Origin of the sequence: Bradyrhizobium sp. CSA112 (assembly GCF_029051645.1) — a bacterium.
In the GTDB taxonomy this organism is placed as follows: Bacteria; Pseudomonadota; Alphaproteobacteria; order Rhizobiales; family Xanthobacteraceae; genus Bradyrhizobium.
Genome location: NZ_JAACFS010000085.1, coordinates 1 through 3488, shown reverse-complemented (window position 1 = coordinate 3488; position 3488 = coordinate 1). Strand labels below are relative to the sequence as shown.

Annotated in this window: 3 protein-coding genes; all 3 read right to left on the bottom strand. The window is 59.8% G+C overall.

Features of this window, described 5'->3' with window-relative positions:
* Positions 1–93: 93 nt before the first annotated feature.
* Genes GWE18_RS41690 through GWE18_RS41680 form a run of 3 tightly spaced genes read right to left on the bottom strand, consistent with a single transcriptional unit; the run spans position 94 to position 3352 of the window.
* Complete coding sequence (locus GWE18_RS41690) at positions 94–1098, bottom strand: tyrosine-type recombinase/integrase (RefSeq protein WP_213257144.1); 1005 nt, start codon at positions 1096–1098, stop codon at positions 94–96.
* Positions 1095–2087, bottom strand: coding sequence for a tyrosine-type recombinase/integrase (locus GWE18_RS41685; protein ID WP_057850183.1), 993 nt, complete (start codon positions 2085–2087; stop codon positions 1095–1097). Before GWE18_RS41685 ends, GWE18_RS41690 begins: the two co-directional genes overlap by 4 nt.
* On the bottom strand, positions 2084–3352 hold the full coding sequence (locus GWE18_RS41680) for a site-specific integrase (protein ID WP_275191271.1): 1269 nt from the start codon (positions 3350–3352) through the stop codon (positions 2084–2086). The genes GWE18_RS41685 and GWE18_RS41680 overlap by 4 nt, the downstream gene beginning before the upstream one ends.
* Positions 3353–3488: the final 136 nt, after the last annotated feature.

Below are 3488 nucleotides of genomic sequence, written 5' to 3'. Positions count from 1 at the left end.
ATCGAGCTTATGTGCCGGACATCGTTATGTGGCTGGCAACGGCTTGAGCCGGTCTTTCGGGGGAGGACCGCGGGCGAGTGGGCACATAATGCGCTACAGCGAGTTGAGCCAGTCGAGCAGGGTTTTGTCGTCCTTCCAGGCGACGCGAGCCCGGGACACCGTTGAAATATCGGAACCCAGTTCGCAGGCGCGCAGCGCCTCGGCCTTAGCGCGCAGCGTCAGCTCGGCATAACGGTTTGTCGTGTCGAGACTGACGTGCCCGAGCCAACTCCGTATGACATTGACTTCGACACCGGATTCCAGCAGGTGGCAAGCAGCGGTGTGACGGAATAGATGCGGACTGACCCGCCTGGATTTCGGCCCGTGTGTATCGAAGGATGCGCCGTGTCGTCGGACAATCTTATAGATCCCGAACCGCGTTAGAGGGCGGGCCTTCGGAGCGCAGAAGACTGGCTCGCCTGGCGATGCGCCACGCTGGGCGAGGAGCGCCTGGAGATGCTTCACTGTCTCATCCCAAAGCGGGCACGTCCGCCACTTGTCACCCTTGCCGTGCAAGTGGACTTTGGCCGGCGGCTTGAGTTCGAGGTGCTCGATACGAAGATCGGCAACTTCCTGCACCCGAGCGCCCGTGTTGTACAGGAAGAGCAACAGTGTGTGGTCGCGCAGCGAGAGATGACCTTGTCGAGGCAGCGAACGAAACAATGCCGTTACCTCCTCCCGCTCGAGGAAATGTGTATCGGGCAATGATGTGCGCTTGACGGGGATCGCCGCGACCTGCTGACAGACCGCCAGCATCTCGGGTGCACGCACCGCGAGGTAGGCAAAGAAGGTGTTCAGTGCTGCCCGCCGTTGATTGCGAGTACGCACCGAGTTACCGCGCTCTTGCTCCAGGTGCCTCAGGAACGCCAGACTTCGTTCGAACGTCAGGTCATCAAGGGCCAGTGTAGCAATCCGGCGACCACGCTGCTCGGACACGAAGCACAGGAACAGGCGAATCGTGTCACGATAACTGCGGATCGAACCGAGCCGCAGGCCCTTCTGTACCGGGAGATGATCGGTGAAAAATGACTGAACCAGTGTACCGAGGGAGGGGGTCATGACTGATCCTCCCCGAGCGTTGTCGCAGCAAAGGCACGGAAGCGGCGGTTGGCGTGTTCGAGAAGCTCCGGGGTCGGCGTCAGATACACCGCAGTGGAATTGATGTCGCCGTGCCCCATGAAAGTCGAGAGTGCAAGAAGCTTCGTCTGAGGATCGAGGCCGAGCCTGTACCAGCGCGTGAGTGTACCAACGGCGAACGAATGTCGCAGATCGTGCAGGCGCGGCGGCGAAATGCCTGGCGGGATCTGCAGATTTAAGCTCAGGACCATAGCGTGAAAGGTCTGGCTGATTGTACCAGGGTTGATTGGCCTCCCCCCGCGCAAGCAGAACAGCGGCGCGTCGTCTGCAGCAGTGGCGGCGCGCGCCGCAGTCTGGCGTTGACGGAGATGCTGCGCCAAGAGCGTTCCGAGCTTTGGTCCAAATGGGACGAGGCGGCTCTTGTAGAATTTAGTCTCCCGGATAATGAGCAATCGCCGCTCCAGATCGACATCTTTGAGGCGCAGCCGGCAGGCCTCCCCGACGCGCAATCCCAGCCCATACAACACGGCGAACAATGCGAAATACGTGTTGCCACGCTCGATCGTACCACCATGGTTCGGGAGCGCCTTGGCAAGGGCAAGCAACCGAGTGGCTGTGTCTGTGTCGAAGATAAATGGTGTGCGCTGATACCTTCCGCGACGCGGCGGTGATCTCAGCGGTGTCTGGGCGAGCTTCCCGTGATCGACGAGATACGAAAGCAGTCGTCCCACCGTAGAGCGCAGGTGATTATAGCTTCTTGGCCGCGATCGCGGACGCGAGAGAAGAAACTCATCCACCAGTTCCGGGGTTACCTCACTAAGGCTACCAATTTTGTTCTTCGACAAGTAGGCATCGAACAGCGCGAGCGTCTTCTCTTCGACAAGATAGCGCCGTCGCAAAGAGCGCTTGTGGGCGAGGAATTGCTCGATCTCGCGGCCGAGAAAACTCTGGAAACGTGCATCGGAGCTCACAGCACGTCCTCCCCATTGCCGAATGCAACCTCACGCAGCTGTTCGACGGCGATCTTCCCGTAGATCTGGGTGGAGGAGGCGCTGCGGTGGCCGACGTAGTCGCCGATATGCTTCAGGGAGAAATTGGCGTTTAGCAGGCGCTGCACACAACTGTGCCGTAGGACATGCGAACCGGCTCGTGGTACGCTAATGCCTGCTTTGCGGATGAAATGGGCGGCGCGACAGACAACCGCGGCGGAGCCGATCGGGGCGTGCGGAGCACAGCAGCGCATAAACACCTCGCGGCATGTCGTGGCTGGTCGCCCGTTTTTGAGGTATTCGACGATCGCTGCTCCCACCGCCGCCGAGAGCGGATAAGTGGTGGTATTGCCTGCTTTGCGTTCCCGGATCTTAAGCCGTTCGTTGCGCCAGTCGATGTCATCAAGCGTGAGCGAGGCGACCTCCGCTGCCCGCAGCCCATAGGTCGCGAGCAACAGCATCATCGCATAATCGCGCTTGCCAGAGGCGGACCGTCTGTCGATACCTGCCAGCACTTGCTCGACCTGCTCCCAACTGATCGATCGTGGCACGCCAGCGTGCCGGTACGACTGCGGAAACTCGACGAGCGAACTGAGATCCTTGGCCATAACCCCTTCACGATTGAGATAACGCAGAAAGACCCGCAGGACTCCGCATGCATTGCGCACCGTTGACCAGGACACTCGGGGCGGAGCGTACTCGGCAATGAACCCGCTGAGCACGGTTGGCGATAACTTTGCGAGGTTGTCGACGCGGATGCGTTCAAGGTAGGCCGCGAACTGACGCAAAAAAATTTGGTATTGGTATATCGATCGCTGACGAAGTCCTTTCTCTTCGATCAGGTACCTCAACAACCCCGGTGCTTGGCGTTCGAACGGGTTGTCCGGCTTATGGAGACGACCCCGGCCAATGTAGCCGGGGACCGCCAGCCTTAGCATCTGGCGGATGGGATTGCGTACTTCATCGCCGATCTGCTTGCGTCGCCGGGCTGAGCGTCGTCTAGCACGCTCACCAATCCACGCTTGCACGAACGGCTCGACGTGATCAGGCAGATTTTTGACCTCGCTGGCGCCGTGAGCTTTTGCGAACTCGCCAAAGCTCACCACGATGGGAATCCGGCGAGACACGCTGCGGTCCGTATAGCGCTGCTCCGCCATCCAGCTGACGTACTGCTCGACTGCGGGAGCGATCCAGGACTCGTGAATACGATCGATGGTGGCGGGTCGGATGTAGTACTTCTCGAGCATGACAATCTCCTAAGGAAAGAAGGAGATCACCATGCCACGAGCGCTCCGTTATGTTGCCGCCGGCGCGGAAATAGCGCTCAGAAATGCGGGTTGTGACGGCATTCGGCACATAACGATGTCCGGCACATAACTGCGA

Coding starts and splice junctions, on each gene's coding strand:
- GWE18_RS41690 (WP_213257144.1), bottom strand. CDS start 1,098: ATGACCCCCTCCCTCGGTACACTGGTTCAGTCATTTTTCACCGATCAT.
- GWE18_RS41680 (WP_275191271.1), bottom strand. CDS start 3,352: ATGCTCGAGAAGTACTACATCCGACCCGCCACCATCGATCGTATTCAC.